Origin of the sequence: Nocardia asteroides, assembly GCF_900637185.1 — a bacterium.
Taxonomy (GTDB): domain Bacteria; phylum Actinomycetota; class Actinomycetes; order Mycobacteriales; family Mycobacteriaceae; genus Nocardia; species Nocardia asteroides.
Map to the genome: position 1 here is coordinate 2,975,466 of NZ_LR134352.1, position 24,145 is coordinate 2,999,610.

18 protein-coding genes are annotated in these 24,145 nt (G+C 70.7%); 14 read left to right on the top strand and 4 right to left on the bottom strand.

All coding sequences use genetic code 11. The features are described 5' to 3' along the window. The first annotated feature begins 53 nt into the window (after window positions 1-53). Window positions 54-1,310, top strand: coding sequence for a cell division protein FtsZ (ftsZ, locus tag EL493_RS13965; RefSeq protein WP_019046236.1), 1,257 nt, complete (start codon window positions 54-56; stop codon window positions 1,308-1,310). A 57-nt stretch (window positions 1,311-1,367) separates the two neighbouring features. Here ftsZ and EL493_RS13970 read toward each other — a convergent pair whose 3' ends face one another. Then, a complete protein-coding gene (locus tag EL493_RS13970) occupies window positions 1,368-1,913 on the bottom strand; it encodes an LppU/SCO3897 family protein (protein WP_022565995.1) in 546 nt (181 codons plus the stop codon). A gap of 170 nt (window positions 1,914-2,083) precedes the next feature. Between EL493_RS13970 and EL493_RS33535 the strand changes: the two genes are divergently transcribed. From EL493_RS33535 to EL493_RS14025, 9 genes are all read left to right on the top strand, one after another. Next, a complete protein-coding gene (locus EL493_RS33535; protein WP_019046238.1) occupies window positions 2,084-5,137 on the top strand; it encodes a helix-turn-helix transcriptional regulator in 3,054 nt (1,017 codons plus the stop codon). Between the two features lie 87 nt (window positions 5,138-5,224). After that, window positions 5,225-5,956 (top strand): peptidoglycan editing factor PgeF, encoded by a 732-nt coding sequence (pgeF, locus tag EL493_RS13990; protein WP_030204363.1) that lies wholly within the window; start codon window positions 5,225-5,227, stop codon window positions 5,954-5,956. Further along, window positions 5,953-6,672 (top strand): YggS family pyridoxal phosphate-dependent enzyme, encoded by a 720-nt coding sequence (locus tag EL493_RS13995; RefSeq protein WP_019046240.1) that lies wholly within the window; start codon window positions 5,953-5,955, stop codon window positions 6,670-6,672. The genes pgeF and EL493_RS13995 overlap by 4 nt, the downstream gene beginning before the upstream one ends. Window positions 6,673-6,779: 107 nt before the next feature. Next, window positions 6,780-7,535, top strand: coding sequence for a cell division protein SepF (locus EL493_RS14000; RefSeq protein ID WP_019046241.1), 756 nt, complete (start codon window positions 6,780-6,782; stop codon window positions 7,533-7,535). A gap of 89 nt (window positions 7,536-7,624) precedes the next feature. Then, complete coding sequence (locus tag EL493_RS14005; protein ID WP_019046242.1) at window positions 7,625-7,927, top strand: YggT family protein; 303 nt, start codon at window positions 7,625-7,627, stop codon at window positions 7,925-7,927. Between the two features lie 60 nt (window positions 7,928-7,987). Next, window positions 7,988-8,848 (top strand): DivIVA-like cell division protein Wag31, encoded by an 861-nt coding sequence (gene wag31 / locus EL493_RS14010; protein WP_022565993.1) that lies wholly within the window; start codon window positions 7,988-7,990, stop codon window positions 8,846-8,848. Window positions 8,849-8,931: 83 nt separating this feature from the next. Further along, a complete protein-coding gene (locus tag EL493_RS14015) occupies window positions 8,932-9,132 on the top strand; it encodes a hypothetical protein (RefSeq protein WP_019046244.1) in 201 nt (66 codons plus the stop codon). A gap of 281 nt (window positions 9,133-9,413) precedes the next feature. Further along, the gene (ileS, locus tag EL493_RS14020; protein WP_019046245.1) at window positions 9,414-12,545 is read left to right on the top strand and encodes an isoleucine--tRNA ligase; all 3,132 of its coding nucleotides are present in this window, start codon (window positions 9,414-9,416) and stop codon (window positions 12,543-12,545) included. Window positions 12,546-12,901: 356 nt separating this feature from the next. Then, window positions 12,902-13,417 carry an NlpC/P60 family protein gene (locus EL493_RS14025; RefSeq protein WP_030204361.1) on the top strand — a complete coding sequence of 172 codons (516 nt, stop codon included), beginning with the start codon at window positions 12,902-12,904 and terminating at the stop codon, window positions 13,415-13,417. A 6-nt stretch (window positions 13,418-13,423) separates the two neighbouring features. On the opposite strand, the gene EL493_RS14030 is transcribed toward EL493_RS14025, so the two are convergent. After that, the gene (locus tag EL493_RS14030) at window positions 13,424-14,299 is read right to left on the bottom strand and encodes a UTP--glucose-1-phosphate uridylyltransferase (protein WP_019046247.1); all 876 of its coding nucleotides are present in this window, start codon (window positions 14,297-14,299) and stop codon (window positions 13,424-13,426) included. A gap of 178 nt (window positions 14,300-14,477) precedes the next feature. Here EL493_RS14030 and EL493_RS14035 point away from each other — a divergent pair, with 178 nt between their 5' ends. The 3 genes from EL493_RS14035 to EL493_RS14045 all read left to right on the top strand — a co-directional run bounded on the left by EL493_RS14035 (window position 14,478) and on the right by EL493_RS14045 (window position 19,703). Next, complete coding sequence (locus EL493_RS14035; protein ID WP_198041221.1) at window positions 14,478-15,788, top strand: DNA polymerase IV; 1,311 nt, start codon at window positions 14,478-14,480, stop codon at window positions 15,786-15,788. Window positions 15,789-15,849: 61 nt separating this feature from the next. Further along, entirely contained in the window at window positions 15,850-16,347 is a 498-nt protein-coding gene (locus EL493_RS14040) for a hypothetical protein (RefSeq protein ID WP_019046249.1), read from the top strand. Between the two features lie 122 nt (window positions 16,348-16,469). After that, a complete protein-coding gene (locus EL493_RS14045; protein ID WP_019046250.1) occupies window positions 16,470-19,703 on the top strand; it encodes an arabinosyltransferase domain-containing protein in 3,234 nt (1,077 codons plus the stop codon). A gap of 12 nt (window positions 19,704-19,715) precedes the next feature. Here EL493_RS14045 and EL493_RS14050 read toward each other — a convergent pair whose 3' ends face one another. Both EL493_RS14050 and rarD read right to left on the bottom strand, forming a co-directional pair. Further along, window positions 19,716-20,645 carry an ADP-ribosylglycohydrolase family protein gene (locus EL493_RS14050; protein ID WP_019046251.1) on the bottom strand — a complete coding sequence of 310 codons (930 nt, stop codon included), beginning with the start codon at window positions 20,643-20,645 and terminating at the stop codon, window positions 19,716-19,718. Between the two features lie 102 nt (window positions 20,646-20,747). Next, on the bottom strand, window positions 20,748-21,671 hold the full coding sequence (gene rarD, locus EL493_RS14055; RefSeq protein WP_019046252.1) for an EamA family transporter RarD: 924 nt from the start codon (window positions 21,669-21,671) through the stop codon (window positions 20,748-20,750). Between the two features lie 35 nt (window positions 21,672-21,706). Between rarD and EL493_RS14060 the strand changes: the two genes are divergently transcribed. Then, window positions 21,707-24,130, top strand: coding sequence for a cation-translocating P-type ATPase (locus EL493_RS14060; protein ID WP_019046253.1), 2,424 nt, complete (start codon window positions 21,707-21,709; stop codon window positions 24,128-24,130). Window positions 24,131-24,145 lie beyond the last annotated feature (15 nt).

Sequence of the window (24,145 nt, forward strand, 5' to 3'; positions counted from 1 at the left end):
GCCAACCCTATGGTTGAGGTTGAGGGTTTAAGATCGAAGGAAGGCGAGAGCCCATGACGCCCCCGCACAACTACCTTGCAGTGATCAAGGTCGTCGGTATCGGCGGCGGCGGCGTGAACGCCGTCAACCGAATGATCGAACAGGGACTCAAGGGAGTCGAGTTCATCGCGGTCAATACCGACGCACAGGCCCTGCTCATGAGCGACGCCGACGTCAAGCTCGATGTCGGCCGCGAGCTCACGCGCGGCCTCGGTGCCGGCGCCGATCCGGAAGTCGGCCGCAAGGCCGCCGAAGACCACAAGGACGAGATCGAAGAGGTGCTCAAGGGCGCCGACATGGTCTTCGTCACGGCGGGCGAGGGTGGTGGCACCGGTACCGGTGGCGCCCCCGTCGTCGCCAGCATCGCCCGGAAGCTGGGCGCCCTGACCATCGGTGTCGTCACCCGGCCGTTCTCCTTCGAGGGCAAGCGCCGTGGCAACCAGGCCGAGGTCGGCATCAACCTGCTCCGCGAGTCCTGCGACACGCTCATCGTCATCCCGAACGACCGGCTGCTGCAGCTGGGCGACGCGGCGGTGAGCCTGATGGACGCCTTCCGCTCCGCCGACGAGGTGCTGCTCAACGGTGTCCAGGGCATCACCGACCTGATCACCACCCCCGGCCTGATCAACGTCGACTTCGCCGATGTCAAGTCCGTCATGTCCGGCGCCGGTTCGGCGCTGATGGGTATCGGCTCGGCGCGCGGTGAGGGCCGGTCGGTGAAGGCCGCGGAGACGGCGATCAACTCGCCGCTGCTCGAGGCGTCGATGGACGGCGCGCACGGCGTGCTGCTCTCGATCGCGGGCGGCTCCGATCTCGGCCTGTTCGAGATCAACGAGGCGGCGTCGCTGGTGCAGGAGGCCGCGCACATCGAGGCCAACATCATCTTCGGTACCGTCATCGACGATTCGCTGGGCGACGAGGTGCGGGTCACCGTCATCGCGGCGGGCTTCGACGGCGGCGGTCCGTCCCGCCGGGTGCTGGAGAACAACCCGGGCACCCGGGTCGGCACCAACCCGATCGGCGCGGGCCGGGCGGGCGAGGTCGGCCAGGCCAGGGCGAGCGAGGCGCCGGTGCGCGCCACCGAGCCCGCCACCAGCGGCGTCTCCAGCGGCCGGACCAGCGCGCCGAGCTACCGCGACACCGAGCGGTACCGCGAGTCCGAGCGGCAGCGGGTCACCGAGCAGGCGATGAACCGGGTGAACAATCCCGATCAGCGCGACGACGGCGACGATGACGACGACATCGAGGTGCCGATCTTCATGCGCCGCTAGCGGACAGACGACAGCGCCCGGACTCCCAGGAGTTCGGGCGCTTTCTCGTGCCGGGGGTCAGCTCTTGGCGTCGCCCAGGCAGAACGTGGTCTTCGGGTCGTTGACCACGAGCACCGAGTCGGCGTCCGCGCCGCACAACTGCTCGTCGACCTGGCCGTCGACGCGGGACACGACCTTGAAGTCGGCCTCGGTGGAGGTGCACGGCACGAACTTGTAGCCGGTCATCATGCCCTCGTTGTAGCAGCTGCCCTCCTTGAAGTTGGGCGCCAGACAGAGGAAGGCGAGGGTGCCGCCGCTGCCGAAGGTCTCCTCGTAGGAGGTGTAGTCCTCGTGGCAGTCGACCTTGGTGTCGTGCACCTGCACGACCTTGTAGACGGCGGTCTCGGCGGTGCAGGCGACCGGTTCGGTCTTCGAGTCGATCATCGACGCGGAGATCACGTTGATGCAGTCACCGACCTTCGAGCGCGCGGTGTCGGACTTGCCCGCGTCCTTGGCCACCTCGGTGGCCTTGTCGATGGCGGAGCAGCCGGCGGCACCGAGGGCCGAGACCGCCAGCAGTGCGAGCGCGAACCGGGAAACCCTGCCCTTGCCGGTGAATGACATGCGAACCTTCTTTCTGAAGAACCTCACCGCGGACCCTTCGGCGGTGATCGGCCTCGCCCACCCAACCCCACGCCCGCCCCGGCAACATCCGGGAAACCACGGCATTTCGCCCGTCGGTGGTCCGGGTTAGGCTCACACCGATCGATCCGGGCGCGAGAGGGGGTGAAGCGGTGCTCGACCGCGCCTTCGTCGGCCGCGCTGCCGAACTCGCCGCCTTGACCACCACTTTCACCGGCCCCGACGCACCCTGGGTGCTGCTGGTCGAAGGACCCGCCGGCATCGGGAAGTCCCGCCTCGTCGCCCGTTTCGCCGAATCGGTGCCGTGCCGGGTGTTCTCGGTCACCGGTGCCGAGGACGCCCGCGCGCAACCGGGTTATCTCACCGACGATCTCGTCGAGCAACTGGACGATGGCGGCGCTGACCCGCGGGCGGGCACGGTCGGCGCCGGGACCGCCGTGCTCGGTGACCTCGGCCGCGGGGAGAGGCAGGGCCCGGACCTGGTTGCCGATGCGCCGCCGTCCTCCGTCGAGGACCTGCGCGGTGGTGTGGGCGCGGCGGATGTGCTCGCCGACGGTGCCGTCGCCCGGCGGCTGCGCCGGGCGCTGGGCGTGGTGCAGACCGTACTGATCGTCGACGACGCGCAGTGGGCCGACGCGGAATCGGTGCGGCTGCTGGCCTTCCTGATCCGGAACCGCCCGGCGAACGGCTTCCGGCTGCTCCTGGCGTTCCGCGACGGCGGCTGTCCGCCCGCGATCACCCGGCTGCTGCGGGGCCCCCGGGTGCGGGCCACCCATGTCCGGGTGCCGCCGTTCACCGAAGCCGATGTGGCGGGGCTGCTGCCGGGGGAGGAGCCGCGGCGGCGGGCTCGGTTGCTCACCGCGTCGCACGGGAATCCGCTGTATCTGGCCCTGCTGGCCGACCTGCCCGACCGGGAGCTGGATCGGGCGCTGCGCGGGGAGAACCCGGACCCCACGTCGAACGGCTATGCCGCGCTGGACCGCACCATCCGCGCCGAACTCGCCCAGCTGCCGGACCTCGAACGCGCGGTCGCCCAGGCCACTGCGGTGTGTGGCGCGCCGCCCGACCTCGAACTGCTGTGCGCGGCGGCGGATCTGCCGTTGCCGACGGTGGCCGACGCCCTCGACGGTCTGGACGCGCGCGGCGTGGTCCGGCTGACCGAGGGCGCGGTCACCTTCGTCCATCCGCTGATCCGGACCGCCGCCTACCGGCTGTCCGGCCACGGCGGGCTGGCCATGGCGCATCGCCGGACCGCGCTGGCCCTGCGCGCCCGCGAAGCCCCGCTGCCCGCGCGGGCCGCCCACCTCGAGCACGCCATGCTCGGCCCCGACGAGGAGTCGGGGGCGGAGTTGCGGTCGGCCGCCGCGCAGGTTCTCGCCGACGCGCCCGCCTCGGCCGCGCGCTGGCTCGCGCTCGCGCACCGCATCGCGCCGTCGACCGACCCGTACGCCGACGCCGTGTCGCTGGGCCGGGCGCTGCTGTTGGCGGGTGCCGCCGAACGCGCCGCGGCCGCCCTCGAACCGGCCGCCGGGGAACCGGGCCCGCACCAGCTGGAGGCGCTGCTGCTGTCGGCCCGAGGTGCGCGCATGCTCGGCCGGGTCGACCAGGCCAGGGGACTGCTCGCGATCGCCGCGCGCCTGCCCCGCCGCGCCGGCGACGGCCCGGTCCAGCTGGAACTGGCCATCCTGGAGATGCAGGACCACCAGGACGCCGAGGGCCACGCCCGCCTCAACGCGCTGTTCGGGTCCGCCGAGATCGACGACCCCGCGGTCCGCGCCGCCGCGACCGCGCTGCGCTGCCTCGGCTTCGTCGCCGACGGCCAGATCCGGGCCGCGGCCGAGCTCTACCCGCACTGTCACCAGGCGTTCGAGAACCTGACCGACACCGGATTCCGCGAGGTGATCCACGCGATTCCCGCCCTGGGCTGGTGTGCGTACTTCCTCGACCACGACCGCGACGGTCTCGTCCACCTCGACCGCGCGATCCGCGTCAGCCACCGCTACGGCCGCAGTTATGCCCTGGCCGAACTCCAGACCGTGCGCGCCTACGCCCTGGCCAAACTCGGCCGCCTCGACGCCGCGCTCATCGCCGCCGACGAGGCCACCGACGCCGCGAGCACCTTCCACTATCCCGATCTGCTCGCCTTCGCCGGCGCGATCAAACTCCGCACCCTGCTGCTGACCGCACCCGCCGACACCGCCCGCGCCCAATGGCACACCGTCGCCGCCCTGCCCCGCCCGGTCATGCGCTGGTGGCGCCAGGTCGTCGACACCACCCTCACCGAAACCGCCCGCCCCCTCGACCTCCCCGTCCCCGACCCCGGCCCACCCCCACCCCGCCCCGGCCCCCTACACCCCACCCACCTCGCCCGAGCCGCCCACGCCGCCCTGTCCGCCGGCGACCTCCCCACCGCCGCCACCCTCATCACCCACGCCGAATCCGCCGCCCGAACCCAGTACGCCCCCGCCGAAACCCCGGCCGGCGGCACCGCTCCGGCAGACGACGCCGTGGTCGGCACTGCTTCGGCCGGTGAGGCCGTGGTCGGTACTGCGTTGGCGGGTGAGGTCGTGGTCGGTACCGCTTCTGCGGTTGACGCCGTGGTCGGTGCCGCTCCGGTGGGCGATGCCGTGGTCGGTACCGCTCCGGCAGACGACGGCCCGGCCGGGGGAGCGGTTTCCGCCGGCGACTGGTCCGGGCTGGGCAGTCAGATCGGGGTCGCTGCGTTGGCCCGGGCCGAGTACTCCGCCGTGATCGGCGATCTCGCCGCGGCGGACGCGGCGGCCACCGTGGCGATCGATGCGTTCGCGCGGGCCGGCATGGTCGTGCATCGCGCGCAGGCCGAACTCGCCGCGGGGATCGTGGCGGGCAGGCGCGGCGACTTCGGTGCGGCGACGAACCGATTCGCCGCGGCGCGCGCGGTGTTCGCGGAGGCGGGCGCGCAGCGGCTGCTGGCCGAGGTGACGGCCGCCCAGCGCAGCCTCGCGGGCAGCCGGTCACCGGGCACCGCGACCATGTTGACCAGGCGCGAACGCGAAGTCGCCGAACTGGCGGCCCAGGGCCACACGAACAAGGACATCGCCACCCACCTCTACCTGAGCCCACGCACCGTCGAGGACCACCTCGGCCGCGTCCTGCGCAAACTCGGCCTGACCAGCCGCGCGGGCATCGCCCGCAAGCTGGACGACCTTACCGTCGGTCCCGCCTGACCACGGCTCACCGCCGCGGACCCGGGTTGACCGACGTCACGGTGCGCGGGCGACCCACCACGCCGCCACCGCACTACGCTCGGAGCCATGACTTCCGCACCTCCCACCGTGACCGTCCGCCGGGTGACCACCACCCGCGCCGGTGGCTTCTCCGCCGCCCCGTACGACTCGTTCAATCTGGGCGATCACGTCGGTGACGATCCGGAAGCCGTGCGCCGCAACCGGGTTCGGCTGGCCGAGGGCATCGGGCTCACCCCCGACCGGCTGGTGTGGATGGAACAGGTGCACGGCCGCGCCGTGGAGATCGTCGACGGCCCGCGCGCCGAGCCGGTGCCGGTGACCGACGCGCTGGTCACCACCGTGCCGGGGCTGGCGCTGGTGGTGCTCACCGCCGACTGCGTGCCGATCCTGCTCTCCGACGACGAGGCGGGCGTCATCGCCGCGGTGCACGCGGGCCGGATCGGCGCCCGGATCGGGATCGTGCCGCGGGTGCTCGAGGCGATGGTCTCGGTCGGCGCCCGGGTCGACCGGATCGGCGCCTTCCTCGGCCCCGCCGCCTCCGGCCGCCAGTACGAGGTGCCCGCGGCGATGCGCGCCGACGTCGAGGCCCACCTGCCCGGCAGCGCCACCACCACGGTCCGCAAGACCCCCGGCCTCGACCTGCGCGCGGGTATCAGCAGGCAGCTCACCGAGGCGGGTGTCGCCGGTATCGCGGTCGACCCGCGCTGCACCATCGAGGACAAGACCCTGTTCAGCCACCGGCGCGGCGCCCCGACCGGCCGCATCGCCGGTGTGATCTGGATGGATCCGACCGCATGAGCGATGCGCGCACCGCGGAACTGTCGGCGCGGCTCGACGGCCTGCTCGCCCGGATCGACGCCGCCGTGACCGCTGCGGGCCGACCGGCCGGTTCGGTCCGGCTGCTGCCGGTGACCAAGTTCTTCCCGGCCGCCGACGTCGAGATCCTCCACCGCCTCGGCAGGCGCGAGTTCGGCGAGTCCCGCGAGCAGGAGGCCTCGGCCAAGGTCGCCGAGCTGGCTTTCGACGACGTGGAATGGCACATGATCGGCCGGTTGCAGCGGAACAAGGCCCGCGCGGTGGCGCGCTGGGCGCACACCGTCCACTCGGTCGACAGCGAACGCCTGGCAACCGCGCTGGACAGCGCCGCGCAGGACGCACTGGCAGCCGGCGAGCGTACCGCGCCGCTGCGCGTGCTGCTCCAGGTGAGCCTCGACGACGACCCCGGGCGCGGGGGTGTCGCACCGGCCGATCTGCCCGCCCTGGCCGACCTGGTGGCGAAGGCTCCCGGGCTGGATCTGGCCGGTCTGATGGCGATTCCGCCCCTTGACGCCGATACTCATGCGTCGTTTGCGAATCTTGCGACTTTGCACACTTCGCTGCTGGAGCGACACGCCGACGCCACCGAACTTTCTGCAGGTATGTCGGGTGATTTGGAAGTTGCGGTCGAACACGGTTCGACCTGTGTGCGTGTCGGTACCGCCTTGATGGGCGCGCGACCGATAACCTCGGCGTAGCAAAGAAACCTCATCAGTCACATTCGACACATACGATTGGGCCGACGAGGCGCTGAGCAAGAACTTCAACACCCGGCCGCCACCGGGGCCGAAGGAAGGTCGACCAGATGAGCACGCTGCACAAGTTCAAGGCGTACTTCGGCATGGTTCCGCTCGACGAGTACGAAGACGATTACGTCGACGATCACGCCCCTCGTGGCGCCGAAGAGCGCGCGGGCCGCCCTCGTCCGCGCAGCTACGACCGATACGCCGAAGACCGTTACGGCTCCGACCGTTTCGAGGACGAGGCGGACGACTACCCGCAGCCGGCCTACAAGTCGGCCTACCAGGCGCGTCGTGACGACTACGTCGCCGACACCTATGCCGACGATCGTTACGAGACGCCGCGTCGCCCCACCAGGATCGAGACCGCGCCGTCCTCGGGACGCTCGTTCCGCGCGGGCGGTGTCGCTCCCGGTATGCGCGGCTCGACGCGCGGCGCGCTCGCGGTCGATCCCGACGCCGAGGAGCGCAGGCTGGAGGAGCGCATGCGCCCCGAGCCTGCCGCCGCGCGGCGCCCCGGGATCTTCGAGGACGGAGGTCCCTTGTCCAAGATCACCACGCTGCGTCCCCGGGACTACAGCGAGGCCAGGATCATCGGTGAGCGTTTCCGCGAGGGCAACCCGGTCATCATGGACCTGGTCGACCTGAGCAATGCCGATGCGAAGCGGTTGGTCGATTTCGCGGCGGGGCTCGCGTTCGCGCTGCGCGGTTCGTTCGACAAGGTGGCGACGAAAGTGTTCCTGCTCTCACCGGCCGATGTCGACGTATCGGCGGAAGAGCGGCGCCGGATCGCCGAAAACGGCTTCTACAACCAGAAATAGGCACCTCGTCCACTGCACCGTGATGGCCGCCCGCGCACCGCGCGGCGCGGCCATTTTGCACGCCGCCGATTTTGCGGCAGAGTGAAGCCGTGGCCCTGTTCGCGGTTCTGTACCTGGTGCTTTTCATCTTCTGGCTGTTGCTGATCAGCCGGGTGATCGTCGAGTTCATTCGCAGTTTCGCGCGCGATTGGCGCCCGACCGGGGTGGTGGTGATCATCCTCGAGGTGATCTTCACCGTGACCGACCCGCCGGTGAAACTCCTGAGGCGATTGATACCTCCTGTGAATCTCGGGGGTATTCGGCTCGATCTGTCGATAATGGTCCTGCTCTTCGTGGTCTTCATCCTGATGTCCATCGTGGGTAGGCTCGGGCAGCCCGTGACCTCCGTGTGACATACTGAATCGAGAAGACCGCTTGCTAGTTCTCCAAAAGACGCGTGAAGGGATCCTTCGATGCCGCTGACTCCTGCCGATGTGCATAACGTCGCGTTCAGCAAACCGCCGATCGGGAAGCGCGGCTACAACGAGGACGAGGTCGACGCCTTCCTGGATCTCGTCGAGCAGGAGCTCTCGCGCCTGATCGAGGAGAACGCCGACCTGCGTCAGCGGGTCGCCGAACTCGACACCGAGCTTGCCGACGCCAAGAAGAACCGCGGGTCCGCCCCGGTCAACGCCGTGAAGGCGCCGGTGCAGCAAGCACCGCCCCCAGCACCTGAACCGATCGCGCCACCGGTGCCCGCGGCACCGCCGGCGCCCATGCCGGTCGCCGCTCCGGTGCGCGACAACTCCGGCCCCGACGCGAACATGCAGGCCGCCAAGGTCCTCACGCTGGCGCAGGAGATGGCCGACCGGCTCACCACCGACGCCAAGACCGAGGCCGAGGGCCTGCTGTCGAACGCGCGGGCAAACTCCGAGCGACTGGTCGGCGACGCCCGCACCCGCTCGGAGGCGATGATCGCCGACGCGCGCCAGAAGTCCGACGCGATGCTGTCGGACGCGCAGAACCGCTCGGACACCCAGATCCGCCAGGCCAAGGACAAGGCCGAGGCGCTGACCGCCGACGCCGAGCGTCAGCACGCCGAGATCATGGCCACCATCACCCAGCAGCGCACGGTGCTGGAGAGCCGGATCGAGCAGCTCAAGACCTTCGAGCGCGAGTACCGCGTGCGGCTGAAGTCGTACCTGGAGTCGCAGCTGGAGGAGCTGGAGAACCGCGGGTCGGCCGTCCCGGTCGACGGCGGCGAGTTCGCCGGGGAAACCAACGGTTCGGCCAACAGTCTGGCTCCCGCCTCCTTCGCCAAGGGCGGCAAGTAAACTGGACCCGGGTCACACGGTCCGCCGTGTGACCCGGGAACGCCCTGCTTTCGTCGGGCTGCTCGGGTTTCTTGGGAGTCAGCATGCTCGTCTTGACGCTCGTCCTCGCGGCAATCGGTTTCGCTCTGCTCGTCGCGGCGCTCGCCACCGGTTCGGTGCTGTGGGCCTGGGGGTGCATTCTGATCTGCGTGATCGGTGCCGCCACCCTGCTCGTCAGCGCGCTGGCCACCCGAAAACCCGAGAACGACGTGGTTCCGCCCGGCAGGCACGCCCGGCGTCACTGACCGCCGCGGAATAACCGCTGGACGGCTCCCGCTAGAATCGAAGAACATCACGGCACTGATCCGGCCATCACCGGGGAGCCTTCGGAAGAACGGCGCCACGCGCTCAGTAGAACCGAACGGGTGAGCCCGTCACAGCTCACACAACGAGAGGCCCGTCTCGTCCCGCCAGGGTCGGCACAGGCAAACGGGGTGGTACCGCGGTTTCGGCGCACCGGCGCCGGCATCGTCCCCGTGCCCACCATTCGCGCCGACGGCGCGGCGGCACGAGGAGCAGATCCGCGATGGCGGACGAGACAACCACCGGTGCGTACCCCCGGGTCGACTTCGGCGCGGGTTCCGGCGCGTCCTTCCCGGAACTCGAACAGCAGGTCCTCGACTACTGGGGCCGCGACGACACCTTCCGCGCCAGCATCGACAACCGCGACGGCGCGGGCGAGTTCGTCTTCTACGACGGCCCGCCCTTCGCCAACGGCCTGCCGCACTACGGCCACCTGCTCACCGGCTACGTCAAGGACCTGATCCCGCGCTTCCAGACCATGCGCGGCAACAAGGTCGACCGCCGCTTCGGCTGGGACACTCACGGCCTGCCCGCCGAGATCGAGGCCGAGAAGCAGCTCGGCATCACCGACAAGTCGCAGATCGACGCGATGGGGCTGGCCGAGTTCAACGCCGCCTGTAAGTCCTCGGTACTGCGCTACACGGGCGAGTGGCGTGACTACGTCACCCGCCAGGCGCGCTGGGTCGATTTCGACAACGACTACAAGACCCTCGATCTCGACTTCATGGAGTCGGTGATGTGGGCCTTCAAGACCCTCTACGACAAGGGCCTGATCTACCAGGGCTTCCGGGTGCTGCCCTACAGCTGGTACGAGCAGACGCCGCTGTCGAACCAGGAGACCCGCCTCGACGACGCCTACAAGATGCGCCAGGACCCGGCGGTCACCGTCGACATGGTGCTGTCCGTGCCCGCCGAGCACCCGCTGGCCGCCCTCGACGGCGCCAACGCCCTGATCTGGACCACCACGCCGTGGACCCTGCCGTCCAACCTGGCGATCGCGGTGCACCCCGACGTGCGCTACGTGCACGTGCAGGCCGCCGACGGCAAGCGCTATGTGCTGGCCGCCGAACGGGTGTCGCACTACGCCCGGGAGTTCGGCGAGGAGCCGACGGTGCTCGGCGAGTACGACGGCGCGGCCCTGGCCGACCTGTCCTACGCCCCGCCGTTCGACTTCTTCGTCGGTCACCCCAACGCGCACCGCGTGCTCACCGCCGACTATGTCACCACCGACTCCGGCACCGGAATCGTCCACCTCGCACCGGCTTTCGGTGAGGAGGACATGGACGTCGCCACCGCCAACGGCATCGAGATCGTGCAGCCGCTGGACCCGGCGGGCAAGTTCACCTCGATGGTGCCGCCGTACGAGGGCCTGATGGTCTTCGACGCCAACCCGGTGATCATCAAGGACCTCAAGGCCGCCGGAAAGCTGCTGCGGCACGAGACGATCGAGCACTCCTACCCGCACAGCTGGCGCTCGGGCCAGCCGCTGATCTACATGGCCGTGCCGTCCTGGTTCGTCGCGGTCACCAAGTTCCGCGACCGGATGGTCGAGCTGAACAAGCAGATCACCTGGGTGCCCGAGCACATCCGCGACGGCCAGTTCGGCAAGTGGCTCGAGGGCGCGCGCGACTGGAACATCAGCCGTAACCGCTACTGGGGCAGCCCGATCCCGGTGTGGGTGTCCGACGACCCGGCCCACCCGCGCGTGGATGTCTACGGGTCGCTCGACGAGCTCGAGCGCGACTTCGGCGTGCGCCCGGACGACCTGCACCGCCCCCACATCGACAACCTGACCCGGCCGAATCCCGATGATCCGACCGGTAACTCGACCATGCGCCGGGTGCCCGAGGTGCTCGACTGCTGGTTCGAGTCGGGCTCTATGCCGTATGCCCAGGTGCACTACCCGTTCGAGAACAAGGACTGGTTCGACAGCCACTTCCCGGGCGACTTCATCGTCGAGTACAACGGCCAGACCCGCGGCTGGTTCTACACCCTGCACGTGCTGTCCACCGCGCTGTTCGACTCGCCGTCGTTCAAAACCGTTGCCGCGCACGGCATCGTGCTCGGTGACGACGGCCTGAAGATGTCGAAGTCCAAGGGCAACTACCCCGACGTCAACGAGGTCTTCGACCGCGACGGCTCCGACGCGATGCGCTGGTTCCTGATGAGCTCGCCGATCCTGCGCGGCGGCAACCTCATCGTCACCGAGCGCGGCATCCGCGAGGGCGTCAGCCACGCGCTGCGGCCGCTGTGGAACGCGTGGACCTTCCTGCAGCTCTACGCCTCGAAGCCCGGGGTGTGGCGCACGGATTCGCCGCACGTGCTCGACCGGTACATCCTGGCCAAGCTGGCGGTCACCCGCGACGTCATCACCGAGGCGCTCGAGACCTACGACATCGCCGGCGCCTGCGACGAGCTGCGCTCGTTCGCCGACGCGCTCACCAACTGGTATGTGCGCCGGTCGCGTTCGCGGTTCTGGTCCGAGGACCGCGACGCGGTCGACACGCTGCACACGGTGCTCGAGGTGGTCACCCGCCTGGCCGCCCCGCTGCTGCCGCTGATCAGCGAGGTCATCTGGCGTGGGCTCACCGGCGAGCGCTCGGTGCACCTGACCGACTGGCCCGCCGAGACCGAGCTGCCGCACGACGCCGAGCTGGTGGCCGCGATGGACGAGGTGCGCACGGTCTGCTCCACGGTGCTGAGCCTGCGCAAGGCCAAGAACCTGCGGGTGCGGCTGCCGCTGGCCGAGGTGACCATCGCCGCGGCCGACGCCGCCCGGCTCACCCCGTTCACCGAGCTGATCGCCGACGAGGTCAACGTCAAGAAGGTCGACCTGACCACCGACGTGGCCGTGCACGGGCGCTTCGAGCTGGCCGTCAACGCCCGCGCGGCGGGTCCGCGGCTGGGCAAGGAGGTCCAGACCGTGATCAAGGCCGTCAAGGCGGGGGAGTGGAGCGAGTCGGCCGACGGTGTCGTCACCGCCGCCGGGATCACCCTGCTGCCCGAGGAGTACACCCAGCGCCTGGTGGCCGCCGAACCCGAGTCCACCGCCGCCCTGCCCGGCAATGCCGGCCTGGTGGTGCTGAACTCGGTGGTCACCGAGGAACTGGAGGCCGAGGGCTGGGCCCGCGACCTCATCCGCGACCTGCAGGAGACCCGCAAGTCCCAGGGCCTCGAGGTCTCGGACCGGATCACCGTGGTCCTGGAGGTGCCCGCCGACCGCGCCGCCTGGGCCCTGGCCCACCGCGACCTGATCGCGGGCGAGATCCTGGCCACCACACTGGATTTCGGTACGGTCGGCGCCGACGCCGCCGAACTCACCGGCGGCGCCCGCGCCACGGTCACCAAGGCCTGACCGAGATCGTCACGGGGGCGGACCGATTCGGTCCGCCCCCGCGGCGTGTCCGGGATCGGTTACCCGGCAGCCGGATCCCGCGTGTCACGATCGATGCTGGAATGTTGCTGAAATCGGTGACAATGCCAAGATCATCGGGCACAATCGAGCGTGTTACTGCTGATGCGCATGGAACCCGCTGAGGCGGCAGTAGCTGCTCGTGACGATTGTGCTGTGGAAATGGTGACGCGCCGGGGGTGACGAGCTGTCGGCGCGCTGCCGCGACAAGGGGTGGCCGGTCCGTCGACACGGTGCTGCCACCCGGTAACCGACCCGCCGGTGACCCCGGTCCCGGCCGTGAGGACGGGACGCGCGCAATGCAACGAAAAGTTCTGCGGCGGTTGGCTTTCGGCTTCGTCGCTTCCCTGGCCACCACCCTCGTGCTCGCCGGCCCCGCCTGGTCGCAGACCGGCAGCGCCTCGGGCTCGGGCGGATCCGGTTCCGCGTCCGGCAGTTCGAGTGGCTCCGGTGGGATCCCGTTACCCAGCGCCACCGGGATCGGCGCGCTCACCGCCGCCGCCACCCAGATCGGCAAACCCTACGAGTGGGGCGCGAACGGCCCACACGCCTGGGACTGCTCGGCCCTGGTGCAGTGGGCCTTCCGCCAGGTCGGCGTCGAGCTGCCGCGTACCACCTGGGAACAGGCGAAGGTCGGCATGCCGGTGACCTTCCGCGGGCTCGCGCCCGGCGACGTCGTCATCCTCAACGGCGACGGTTCGCACGTCGGCATCTACGCGGGGATGGGCCAGATCCTCGACGCCCACGACTGGGGCGTTCCGGTCGGCCTGCATCCCCTGCGCGAATTCGACATCTTCACCATTCGCCGGTTCTGACCGGAGTCAGTCGACCAGCTGACGCAGCAGCGGCCCGTACTCGGGATGGGCCAGCGCCGAGGCGAACTGCGCGACCAGGTAGTCGGCCGGGTTGCCGGTGTCGTACCAGCGGCCCTGGATCACCTGGCCGTACACCGCGTGGTTGGCGGCGTAGGTGTTGATCGCGTCGGTCAGGTACACCTCGCCGGACTGGTGGGTGTACCAGTTGTCGGTCTGCGTCTGCAGTTCCTCGATGATGCCCGGGGTCACCACGTAGCCGCCGATGGCCGCGAACGCCGACGGCGCGTCCTCCGGCTTGGGCTTCTCCATCAGGCCCGAGATGCGCAGCAGACCGTCGTCGAGGTCCTCGCGCACCACCGGAACGCCGTAGCGCTGCGACTCGCCCGGTTCCATCGGCAGCAGCGCGAGCACCGGGCAGCCGGTGGACTCGTAGGCGGTGATGAGCTGCTGGGCGCGCGGCACCTCGGCGACGAACACGTCGTCGGGCCACAGCACCAGCATGGGCTCGTCGCCCAGGTGCCGCGCCGCGTTGAGCACCGGCGTGCCGTTGCCGTAGGGACCGTGCTGGTCCAGATAGGTGATGTGACCGGCGCGGGAGAGTTCACCGACCTCCTCCACCGCGTCGGCGTAGGCGGACTTGCCGTCGGCGCGCAGCTGCGCGACCAGCGCCGGGTTCGGGCGGAAGTGATCCTGGATCAGCGACTTGCCGCCGCTCACCACGATGGTGATGTCGGTGATCCCGGAGGACACCAGCTCGCGGACGGTGTGTTCGATGACCGGTTTGTCCCCGACGGGCAGCATTTCCTTCGGCGTCGCCTTGGTCAGCGGAAGCAGCCGGGAGCCGATTCCCGCAGCCGGAATGACAGCCTTGCGGATCTTCATCACCCGATCATCACATATCCGGCTGGGTGATCGCTGTGCCATGGCTGTCAACCTGCTGACCGAATCTGTCGGCGGCGCCGCGTAGATTGCGGACGTGCGTACCGATGCCGGCACCGGCGGCGTCCCGGCCAGGGCGGATGCGGCGGTCACCGCCCGCCGCTGGGTGCTGCACATCGATATGGACGCGTTCTTCGCCTCGGTCGAACAGCTCACCCGGCCCACGCTGCGGGGCAGGCCGGTGCTCGTCGGCGGGGTCGGGCAGCGCGGCGTGGTCGCGGGCGCGAGTTACGAGGCCAGGGTGTTCGGCGCGCGCTCGGCCATGCCGATGCATCAGGCGCGACGGCTGATCGGTGTGTCGGCGGTGGTGGTGCCGCCGCGCGGCGCGGTGTACTCGGTGCTCAGCGGCCAGGTGTTCGACGCGCTGCGCAGCCGGGTGCCGGTGCTGGAGACGCTGTCGTTCGACGAGGCCTTCGCCGAACCGGCCGAGCTGGCCGGGGCGAGCGTCGCCGAGGTGGAGGACTACTGCGCGATGCTGCGCGCGCTGGTCGCCGACCGCACCGGGCTCACCGCCTCGATCGGCGCGGGCACCGGCAAGCAGCTCGCCAAGATCGGTTCCGGGCTGGCCAAACCCGACGGCATGCGGGTGATCTCGCCCGCAGAGCAGGGCGACCTGCTGGCCGGGCTGCCGGTGCGGAAACTGTGGGGGATCGGGCCGGTGGCCGAGGGCAGGCTGCGCAGTCTCGGGATCGAGACGGTCGGCGCGTTCGCGGCGCTGCCGGAGTCGGAGGCGGCCTCGATCCTGGGCGGCAGTGTGGGCGCGGCGCTGCACCGGCTCGCGCGCGGCATCGACGACCGGCCGGTCGCCGAACGCGCCGAGGCCAAACAGATCAGCGCCGAGAACACCTACGAGCGCGACATCGTCACCCTGCCCGACCTGCGCGTCGCCATCACCGCGATGGCGGCGGCCGCGCATCGCAGGCTCGACCGCGACGGCCGCGCGGCCCGCACGGTGGTGCTCAAACTCCGCAAGTCCGACATGAGCGTGGTGACCAGGTCGTTCACCCTGCCCTACGCCACCACCGACCCGGCCACCCTGTCCGCGGCCGCGCAGCGGTCCGCCATCGACCCGGCCGAGCTCGGGCCGATCCGCCTCGTCGGCGTCGGCTACGGCGGACTGTCGCTGGTCCGCCAGGAATCGCTGTTCCCCGAACTGGATCAGGCCGTCCCCGACGACCTCACCCTCGACCAGGTCGAGGACACCGCACCGGCACCCGTCGACGACCGGCGGCAGGACCTGCCCGCCGGCCGGTGGTACCCCGGAATGGACGTCACCCACCCCGATTTCGGCCACGGCTGGGTCCAGGGCGCGGGCTACGGCGTGGTGACCGTCCGCTTCGAGACCAGCTCGACAGGCCCCGGCCCGGCGCGTACGTTTCCAGCCGACGACGAGCACCTGACCCGAGCCGATCCCCTCGGCAGCCTCGCGTGAGTAGTAGCCTCGGCTACCGCGAAGGAACCCACTCCCCACCTCGAACGCAAAGGACGAGCAGTTGAAGCTTCGTACGACCGGACGTGTCGCGATCGCCGGCCTGGCCGTGGTCGCCGCACTGGGACTGAGCGCGTGCAGTGACGACAAGGGTGACAAGCCCGCTGCCAAGACCACCACCAGTGTGAAGGCGTCGGCGTCGGCCGCCGCGGATCTGCCTGCGGTGCCGACGGTGGATCAGCTGAACGCGCAGCTGAACACGGCGCTGGATCCGTCGATCCCGAATGAGCAGAAGACCGATTTCGTGCAGGGTGGCGAGGCCGATCCGGAGCTGCCGAACCGTCTGGCGCAGGCGGCCAAGGACGCCAATGTCCAGGTGCAGGTGACGGAGGTGACCTCGTTCGGTGACAGTGTGAACGCGAAGGCGAATTTCACGGTCAACGGTCAGACGAATGTGGTGGATGTGCCGTTCGTGGCCGAGGACGGTAAGTGGAAGGTGCAGAAGGTGTGGGCGTGCACCATGCTGACGAACCTGGGTCAGCAGTCGGTGGCCTGCGCCTGATCGAGTTCGACGAAGCCCCGGCCCGACCTCCTCGCGGCCGGGGCTTCGCCGTTCCCCGGCCGTTCCCGGCGCGGCGGTCCGTGTTTCGCGGCCCGTCGGCGGCGCGGCTACTATCGGGCCCCGTGGTAGAGACGATCGTGCGGCAGGGGCATCCGCCCGAGGATGTTTCGGAGCCCGCGCGACGGGCCGCCGGCGGCTGGGCGCGCGTCGTCGCGATCGTCGCCGCCCTGATCGGCGTGCTGAGCGCGGTCGCCCTGCCGTTCCTGCCGGTGCGGGTCGACACCGCGACGGTGTCCTGGCCTCAGCGGGGCACGACCACCTCGGTCGAATCCCCGCTGGTCGCCTACGCTCCCGCCGCCTTGTCGGCGACCGTGCCGTGCGCCGCGCTGGGGACGCTGGCCGAGACCGGCGGCGTCGCGGTGTCGACGATTCCGCGCCAGTCGGCCGACATGGAGAAGTACGGCTTCGTCGTCAAGGTCGTCGCCGACACCGCCGAACGGCCCGGCCGCGTCGACGTGGTGTCGCGCTCGACGCTGCTGTGGACGGTCCCGCTGGCCGACGTGCTCGGCAGCGGGTGCGCGATCTCGGTGCGGCTCACCCCGGACGAAGCCGCCGTCACCACAACGGGTCTGGCCGCCTCCGGCGCCGTGCTGGCGTCGGACCTGCGCCCGCAGGTCGTCGGGGTGTTCAGCGAGCTCACCGGTGCACCGCCCGCCGACCTCGCGGTGCGGGTGGTCGCCGACTCCCGCTACATCACCTCGCCCTCGGCGATCAAGCTCGCCGCGATCGTGTTGTGCCTGGTGGCGACCGCGATCTCGCTGTTCGCGCTGCACCGCCTCGACGCCCTCGACGGCCGCTCCGCCCGCCGGTTCCTGCCGCAGCGCTGGTGGCGGCTGCGCCCGGTGGACTGGCTGGTGTTCGCCGTGCTCGCGGTCTGGCACTTCATCGGCGCCAACACCTCCGACGACGGCTACATCCTCGGCATGGCGAGGGGCGCGCGCAGTTCCGGCAACATGTCGAACTACTACCGCTGGTTCAGCGTCGACGAGGGGCCGTTCTACACCCCCTACACCGACATCATCGGCTGGCTCACCCACCTGTCGGCGGTCAGTCCGCTGGTGCGGCTGCCCGCGCTCGGCGCGGGCCTGCTGACCTGGTGGCTGATCAGCCGCGAGGTGCTGCCCCGCCTCGGCATGGCCGTGCGCAAGCAGCGCGTGGTGACCTGGACCGCGGCCCTGGTGTTCCTGGCCTTCTGGCTGCCCTACAACAACGGCCTGCGCGCGGAGTTCGTGGTCGCGCTCGGAGTGCTGGTCACCTGGGTGTCGGTGGAGCGGGCCATCGCGACGCGGCGGCTGTTGCCCTTCGCCGTGGCGGTGATCGTCGCCGCGTTCACCCTCACCGGCGCGCCGTCGGGCCTGATCTGCCTGGGCGCGCTGGTCGCCGGGGCGCGGGTGGTGACCGCGGTGGTGCTGCGCCGGGCCAAGTCGGTGGGGTACCTCGCGCTGCTGCTGCCGATCCTGGCCGCGGGCACGGTGGTGCTGACGGTCGTGTTCGCCGACCGGACGCTGGCCGGAGTGCTGGAGATGTTCGAGGTGCACGGAAAGATCGGGCCGGGGGAGTCCTGGTTCTTCGAATTCCTGCGCTACCAGTACCTGTTGCAGCTCAATGCCGACGGCTGGCTGACCCGCCGCTTCGGTGTCTTCGCGATGCTGCTCGGGCTGATCGTGTGCGCGGCCACCATGCTGCGCCGCGGCGGCCACATTCCGGGCACCGCGGTGGGCCCGACCCGCAGACTGCTGGGCATCACGCTCGCCGCCATGGTGCTGATGATGTTCTCGCCCACCAAGTGGACCCACCAGTTCGGGGTGTTCGCCGGTCTGGCCACCTGTGTCGCCGCGGTGACCGCCGTCGCCGTCGGCCCGGCGGTGCTGCGTCCGCTGCGCAACCGGGCGCTGTTCGCGGCCGCGGTGTTCTTCGCGCTGGCGATGACCTTCGTCGGCGCGAACGGGTACTGGTATGTCTCGTCGTGGGGCATCCCCTGGTGGGACAAGCCGCCGAGTGTCGCGGGCTTCGGCATCTCCACGGTGTTCGCCGGGCTCACCGCGCTGTGCCTGGCCGTCGCGGCCTGGTTCCACGTCCACCCCCGCCCCTCGACCCGGTCGAGCAGGCTGTCGCGGATGCCGGTGCTGGCCGTCGTCGCGGCGCTCATGGTGCTGTTCGAGCTGGCCTCCTTCGCCAAGGCGACCGTCAAGCAGTACCCGGCGTACTCGCTGGCGGGCGCCAACCTCGAGGCCGCGTTCGGCGGCGGCTGCGGCATGGCCGACGAGGTGCTGGTTGAAACCGACCCCAACGCCTCGATGCTCGCGCCGCTGTCCGGCGACACCACCACCGCGCTCACCGGTGAGTCCACCGGCTTCCGCCCCGGCGGCGTGGCCCCGGTCCTCACCTCCGACGAGGTGGAATCGACCACGGGACAGGCGAACTCGGTCTCCGACGATCCGGACGAGCTGCGCGACGCCTCCACCTCGGCGGGCTCGGAGTCCCGCCAGGGTTCGCTCGCGCTGCCGTTCGGGCTCGACCCCGCGACCACGCCCGTGCTCGGCAGCTACCGGGCCGGCGCGCAGGAGCCCGCGTCGCTGACCAGCGGCTGGTTCCGGCTGCCCGACGGTCCGCGCGGTCCGCTGCTCGCGGTGTCGGTGGCGGGCCGGATCCGCTCGGTCGACGAGGACGGGGTGGTGCATCCCGGTCAGGAGCTGGCCGTGGAGTACGGCACCGTGACCGCCGACGGCGCGGTCACCGTCACCGGACAGGTGGCGCCGATCGACATCGGCCCGGCGCCGATGTGGCGCAACCTGCGTGTCCCACTCGATCAGCTGCCCGCCGACACCGGCGTCGTCCGGCTCGTCGCCCAGGACAAGGACCTCGGCGCCGACCAGTGGCTGGCGGTGACCCCGCCGCGGATGCCGCGCACCACCACCCTGGACGCGCTGGTCGGCCACGAGACGCCCGTGCTGCTGGATTGGGCGGTGGGCCTGCACTTCCCGTGCCAGAACCACCTGCCCACCTACAACGGCATCGCCGAGCTGCCCGCCTACCGGATCCTGCCCGACCGCAACGGCGCCACCATCACCAACCTGTGGCAGGGCCACGACGGTGGCGGCCCGCTCGGCTGGACCCAGCTGCTGTTCACCGCCCGCACCCTGCCCACCTACCTGAACAACGCGTGGGGCCGGGACTGGGGCTCGATCGAGCAGTACCTGCCGCTGGACACCGCCGCGGTGCCCGCCCGCCCGCGGGTCGACTCCGAGAACCGCTGGGGGACATGGACTCCCGGCCCGATCATCACCGCCTGGTAAGCCGGGGCCACGTCAGCGCTGGTGCGCGGCGATCCGTTGCGCCAGGTCGGGAAGATCCGCGCCGGTGAGGCCGGGATAGCCGTGCAGCATCGCCCGCCAGCGCGGCGGTACCGCGGAGGCGCCCCAGCGGGCGCCCAGCAGACCGCCCGCGATGGCGGCGGTGGTGTCGGTGTCGTTGCCCGCGCGAACGCAGGCTTCCAGCGCGCGGGGCAGGTGCTCCGGCGTGGACTGGTCGGTGCTGGTGATGGCCCACCAGGCGGTCTGCAGGGCGTGCACCACCCAGCCGTTGTCCGGGAAGTCGGCGGGCGAGCCCTGCTCGGCCTCGTCGAGCCGTTCGGTCCAGTAGGCGGAATGCCGTGAGCCGGTGAGGTATTCGCGGACGCCGGCGAAGTCGGCGTGCAGCACCGCGTGCCGCACGGCGTAGGTCCACAGCTTGCACGCTTCGACGGCGTGTTCGTCGTAGTGGGTCAGCATCCCGATCCGGCCCGCGGCCGCGACGCAGGCCTCGGCGTCGTCGAGGTAGGCCAGCGCGACCGGGGCGGTCCGCATCAGCGAGCCGTTGCCGCCGGTCCGCCCGGACAGCGACATCGCCACCGCCTGCATGCTCAACGCCGAGGACGGCCTGGCCGACAACACATTCCGGGTCTGGTTGCCGATGTCGGGCGGCACGGTGTCGTACCAGGCGAGGAAGCCTGCGGCCACCGCGTCCAGGTCGATGCCGGGCCCGCGCACCGCGGCCAGCACGATGGCCAGCGCCATCGACGTGTCGTCGGTCCACTCGCCGGGCGCCCAGTGGAACGGCCCGCCGCCGACCATGTCGATCACCGCCTGCGGTCCCGGCACGCTGAACTCGTAGCCCGCCCCCAGCGCGTCCCCCGCGGCCCCGCCGACGAGCACGCCGGCGACCCGGTCGGAGAACCCCGCATCGTGCACCGAACCCACCCCTCTCGGGCGTCCGATTCCGTCTGTGTCCAGCTGTCGAGCCTACCGGTCGGCTTGTGCGACACACCGGCCGTCGACTCCGGCGCGCCTGTCTCGACCCGGCTACGGAGTGGTCACTTCGCCGAGGGGCGCGGGGGCGGCGGCCGCGCGGCGGGCCCGGCGCGCACGGCGCAGGGCATCGGTGGTGAACACGGCCAGCGCGGCCCAGATGAGGGCGAATCCGGCCCAGCGCGACGCCGGCATCGGTTCGTGCATCACGGCCACGCCCCAGGCCATCTGGAGGGCCGGGGTGAGGTATTGCAGGATGCCCATGGTCGAGAGCGGGACGCGCTGGGCGGCGACGGCGAACAGCAGCAGCGGCACCAGGGTGACCGGGCCGGTGGCCAGCATCAGCCCGAAATGCGCCGGGGTGGAGGTGAATTCGGTGCGGCCGGTGACCATCAGCACGACCAGGAAGGCCAGCGCGAACGGGACGGCGACGATGCCCTCGGCGGCGATCCCGCGCAGCGCGTCGAGCGGGATCACCTTCTTGACCAGGCCGTAGGTGGCGAACGAGCAGGCCAGGATCAGCGCGATCAGCGGCGGGCGGCCGTAGTCGACGGTCAGCACGAGCACCGCGACAGCGCCCAGGCCCAGCGCGATCCACTGCGCCCTGGTGAGCCGTTCGCGGAACAGCACCACCCCGAACGCCACCGTCACCAGCGGATTGATGAAGTACCCGAGCGCGCACTGCACGACCTGGCCGGAATTGACCCCGTAGACGTAGGTGCCCCAGTTGATCGCGATGGCCGCCGACGCCGCGGCCGCCAGCCGCCAGGTCCGCGCGTCGATGGCGCGCAGCTCGCGCAGCCTGCCGGCCAGCGCCAGCACGATCAGCACCACCACCAGCGTCCAGATGATGCGCTGGGCCACCACCTCCGCGGCCGAGGCGAACGCCAGCAACCCGAAGAACGCGGGAAACATGCCCCAGATCAGATAGGCGCCGGTACCGAAGACGACACCGGGCGGAGACACGCTGCGCTGCATTCATCCCATGTTACGACTGACGTAGCCTGACAAGCATGTCCATTTCCGTGCAGGAGCCCGCGGCGACCGGGTTGACCGCGGCACAGGTAGAGGAACGCCGTCGGGACGGACGCACCAACGACGTACCGACCAGAGCCAGCCGGTCCGTCCGCGACATCGTCCGCGCGAACGTCTTCACCCGCATCAACGCCATTCTCGGCGTCCTGCTCCTGCTGGTGCTGTCCACCGGCTCGATCATCGACGGCATGTTCGGCCTGCTGATCGTGGCCAACAGCGCGGTCGGCATCATCCAGGAGGTCCGGGCCAAGCGGACCCTCGATCAGCTGGCGATCGTCGGTCAGGCCAAGCCGACGGTGCGCCGCGACGGGGTGGCCACCGAGATCGCGCCCGGCGAGGTGGTCCTCGACGACCTGATCGAGCTCGGCCCCGGCGACCAGATCGTCGTCGACGGCGAGGTGGAGGAAGCCGCCGCGCTCGAGGTCGACGAGTCGCTGCTCACCGGCGAGGCCGACCCGATCGACAAGGGCGTCGGCGCCCCGGTCATGTCGGGCAGTTTCGTGGTGTCGGGTTCGGGCGCCTACCGGGCGACCAAGGTCGGCAAGGACGCCTACGCGGCGAAGCTGGCCGACGAGGCCAGCAAGTTCACCCTGGTGCACTCCGAACTGCGTTCGGGCATCGACAAGATCCTCAAATTCATCACCTACCTGCTGATCCCGGCCGGTCTGCTCAGCATCTACAACCAGCTGGTCTCCAGCAAGGAGGCCTGGCGACCCGCCGTCACCGGCATGGTCGCCGCGCTGGTGCCGATGGTGCCCGAGGGCCTGGTCCTGATGACCTCCATCGCCTTCGCCGTCGGCGTGGTGCGGCTGGGCAAGCGCAACTGCCTGGTGCAGGAACTGCCCGCGATCGAGGGGCTGGCACGCGTCGACGTGGTGTGCGCCGACAAGACCGGCACGCTCACCGAGAACGGCATGCGGCTGGCGCAGATCGAACCGCTCGGCGGCGCCGACGCGGAGCAGGCCAGGCAGGCGCTGGCCGCGCTCGCCGCCGACGACCCGCGCCCCAACGCCAGTGTGCAGGCCATCGCCGAAGCGCTGCCCGACGCGCCGGGCTGGTCGCGGACCGGGATCGCCCCGTTCTCCTCGGCCAAGAAGTGGAGCGGTATCTCCTATGGCGCGCAGGGTGATTGGCTGCTCGGCGCGCCCGACGTGCTGCTCGACTCCGGCTCCGCCGACGCCGCCCGCGCCGAGGAACTCGGGTCGTCCGGGCTGCGCGTGCTGCTGCTGGCCCGCAGCGACCGGCCGGTCGACGCCGACGACGCTCCCGGCCGGGTGGAGCCGGTCGCGCTGGTGGTGCTCGAGCAGAAGGTGCGTCCCGACGCCAAGGGCACCCTGGAGTACTTCGCGAGCCAGCAGGTCTCCATCAAGGTGATCTCCGGCGACAACGCCGTCTCGGTCGGCGCGGTCGCCGCCTCGCTCGACCTGCCCGGCGGCGACCACGCGGTCGACGCCCGCACCCTGCCCGAGGATCGCGCCGAACTGGCCGGGGTGCTCGACGAGCAGACCACCTTCGGCCGCGTGCGGCCCGATCAGAAGCGCGCGATGGTGGGCGCGCTGCAGTCGCGCGGGCACACCGTCGCGATGACCGGCGACGGCGTCAACGACGTGCTCGCCCTCAAGGACGCCGACATCGGCGTCGCGATGGGCGCGGGCAGCCCGGCCACCCGCGCCGTGGCGCAGATCGTGTTGCTGGACAACAAGTTCGCGACGCTGCCATATGTGGTGGGCGAGGGCCGCCGGGTGATCGGCAACATCGAGCGCGTCTCGAACCTGTTCCTCACCAAGACCGTGTACTCGGTGCTGCTGGCGTTCCTCGTCGGCCTGGCCGGGGTGGGCTCGCAGATCTTCGGGTACGACCCGATCGGCTACCCGTTCCTGCCGCGCCACGTCACCATCGCGGCCTGGTTCACCATCGGCATCCCGGCGTTCATCCTGTCGCTGGCGCCCAACAACGAGCGCGCCCGCACCGGTTTCGTCGGCCGCGTCATGCGGCTGGCGGTCCCCTCGGGCGTGGTGATCGGTGTCGCGACGTTCGTGGCGTACCTGATCGCCTACGCCGGTCCGGAAGCCACCGAGACCCAGAAGATCCAGGCGGGCACCACCGCGCTGATCACGCTGATCATGATCGCGGTCTGGGTGCTCGCGCTGGTGGCCCGGCCCTACGTGTGGTGGAAGGTGGTGCTCATCGCGGTGTCGGTACTCGCCTACGTCGCGCTGTTCACGATCCCGTTCACCCGCGAGTTCTTCAAGCTCGACCCGTCGAATCCGCGCCTGACGCTGGCGGCGTTCGCCTGCGGCGCGGTGGGCATCGTGCTGGTGGAGCTGGCGTGGTGGGTGCAGGCGCGGCTGGCCGGCAACACCGGCAAGTTCGTGCCGCCGGTGGGCGCCCAGGGCGCCTGAACCCGCGCTGACCAG